Consider the following 2,595-nt stretch of genomic DNA (forward strand, 5'->3'; position numbering starts at 1 on the left):
CTTCCGCGCGCGTCGGCACGGGGTTCAGGATCATGCTTTCCATCATCTGGGTCGCGGTGATGACGACCTTGTCCATGGCGCGGGCCATCTTGATCATGCGTTTTTGCAGGCCGGGCACCGTGGCGTTGCCGACCTCGACCGCCAGGTCGCCACGCGCCACCATGATGCCGTCGCTGACGCGCAGGATTTCTTCCAGGTTGGGAATCGCCTCGGCGCGCTCGATCTTGGCGATCAGGCCGGGCTTGTGCTTGTAGGGCGCAGCCGCCACGTTGCAGAGCTGGCGCGCCATTTCCATGTCAGTGGCGTTTTTGGGGAAGCTCACGGCGACGTAGTCGGCCTGGAAACTCATGGCGGTCTTGATGTCTTCCATGTCCTTGGCCGTCAGCGCGGGCGCGGTCAGGCCGCCGCCCTGCTTGTTGATGCCCTTGTTGTTGGACAGTTCGCCGCCGAGCTTGACGGTGGTGTGGACTTCCTCGCCACGCACGGCATCGACGGTCAGCACGATCAGGCCGTCGTTGAGCAGCAGCAGGTCGCCGGCCTTCACATCGCGCGGCAGTTCCTTGTAGTCCAGCCCCACGCCCTTGATGTCGCCCGGCTCGGTGCGGGACGCGTCCAGCACAAAGCGCTCGCCGGGCTCCAGCATCACCTTGCCTTCGGCAAACTTGCCGACGCGGATCTTGGGGCCCTGCAGGTCGGCCATGATGGCGACCTCGCGGCCGGCGCGCTGGGCCACTTCGCGCACCAGTTGCGCCCGGTCCACATGGTCTTGCGCCTGGCCGTGGCTGAAATTGAGCCGCACCACGTTGACACCGGCACGGATCATTTTTTCAAGCAAAACGGGGTCGCTGGACGCAGGGCCGAGGGTGGCAACGATTTTGGTGGCGCGAAGCGACATGAAGGGTCTCCTTGTAATTTGGTTTCTGATTCTTACATGGAACCGGTTACCGCCCGGGTACCAAAACAAGGTGCGAGCCGGGCTGGCAAAAGTTTGATCCTGGTCAGAACGCCCACGGGCCGATCCCCCTAGAATTTCATGTTGCCCCTTTCCCTTTACTTACACGCCATGCCCGCTTCCCTCGCCCCCATTCCCGCCGACCAGCCGCTGCCGCACCGCAAGACCCTGCGCGCGTGGCTGATCCCCCTGTCGAGCCGCACCACGCTGTGGGCGCTGGTGCTGCTGGTGTTTGACTACGCGCTGCTGCTGGCGGCGCTGGCCGGCACGGTGCTGATCGACGCCGTATGGGGCAAGCTGCTGTGCGGGCTGGCCGCGGGCTTTGTCACGGGCCGGCTGTTCATCATTGGCCATGACGCCTGCCACCAGAGCCTGACGCCGCACCGCCGGCTCAACAAGTGGCTGGGCCGCATCGCCTTTTTGCCCTCGCTCACGCCCTTCAGCCTGTGGGACGTCGGCCACAACGTGATTCACCATGGCTACACCAACCTCAAGGGTGTGGATTTTGTCTGGGCACCACTGACGCAGGCCGAGTACCAGGCGCTCACGCCCTTTCAGCGCCTGCGCGACCGCATTTACCGCAGCGGCTGGGCGCCGGGCCTCTACTACATGATCGAGATCTGGTGGAACCGCATGTTTTTTCCGAACCGGGCCCACATGCCCACGCGCCGCCCGATTTTCATCAAGGACTGCCTGCTGGTGTCGGCCTTTGCCGTGCTGTGGGCCGGCGTGATGGTGGCGGCCGCGCTGGCCACGGCGCAGCCGGTCGCGGCGGTGCTGCTGAGCGGCTTTGTACTGCCCTTTTTGTTCTGGAACGCGATGATCGGCTTCGTGGTGTATGTGCATCACACGCACGTCAAGGTGTCCTGGCACGACGACAAAGCCGCCTGGTCCCAGGCGCAACCCTTTGTCTCGACCACCGTGCACCTGACCTTTCCGCTGGGCATAGGCGCGGTGCTGCACCACATCATGGAACACACGGCGCACCATGTGGACATGAGCATTCCGCTGTACCGGCTCAAGCAGGCGCAGAGCAAGCTCGAACACATGCTGCCCGAGCGCATCGTGGTGCAGCCGTTTTCGTGGCGCTGGTACTTTGACACGGCCCGCCAGTGCAAGCTCTACGACTACAGCCGCCGCTGCTGGACCGACTACGCCGGGCGCGCCGCCAGCCCGCAGCGTAGCGAACCGGCGTAAAAAAGGGTGCCTTGGCACCCTTTTTCATGGTCAAACAGACTTCCAGCGTTCAGTGTTCAGCCCGCCGCCCGCTTCTCCAGCACTTCAAACGCGGGCAGCGTCTTGCCTTCCAGGATTTCCAGGAAAGCGCCGCCGCCGGTAGAGATGTAGTCCACCTGCTGCTCGATACCGTATTTGGCAATCGCCGCCAGCGTGTCGCCGCCGCCGGCCAGCGAAAACGCGCTGCTCGCGGCAATGGCGCGTGCAATGCCTTCGGTGCCTTTGGAAAAGGCGTCAAACTCAAACACGCCGACCGGGCCGTTCCAGACAATGGTGCCGGCCGCCATCAGCTGCGCCGCCAGTTTGGCGGTGGTCTCGGGGCCAATGTCCAGGATCAGGTCGTCGTCGGCCACCTCGCTCGCCCGCTTGACGGTGGCCGGCGCATCGGCAGCAAAGGTCTTGGCGCA

3 protein-coding genes are annotated in these 2,595 nt (G+C 64.2%); 1 reads left to right on the forward strand and 2 read right to left on the reverse strand.

Annotation, left to right across the window (positions count from 1 at the left end; translation table 11 throughout):
* On the reverse strand, positions 1–895 hold an 895-nt coding region (pyk, locus tag IV091_RS15925), incomplete at its 3' end, for a pyruvate kinase (protein WP_293470235.1).
* 168 nt (positions 896–1,063) lie between these two features.
* Between pyk and IV091_RS15930 the strand changes: the two genes are divergently transcribed.
* On the forward strand, positions 1,064–2,149 hold the full coding sequence (locus IV091_RS15930; RefSeq protein WP_293470236.1) for a fatty acid desaturase: 1,086 nt from the start codon (positions 1,064–1,066) through the stop codon (positions 2,147–2,149).
* A gap of 56 nt (positions 2,150–2,205) precedes the next feature.
* On the opposite strand, the gene pgk is transcribed toward IV091_RS15930, so the two are convergent.
* Positions 2,206–2,595: phosphoglycerate kinase (gene pgk / locus IV091_RS15935; protein ID WP_293470237.1), on the reverse strand; the 390-nt coding region annotated here is incomplete at its 5' end.

Source organism: Polaromonas sp. (assembly GCF_018780625.1).
Taxonomy (GTDB): domain Bacteria; phylum Pseudomonadota; class Gammaproteobacteria; order Burkholderiales; family Burkholderiaceae_C; genus Polaromonas.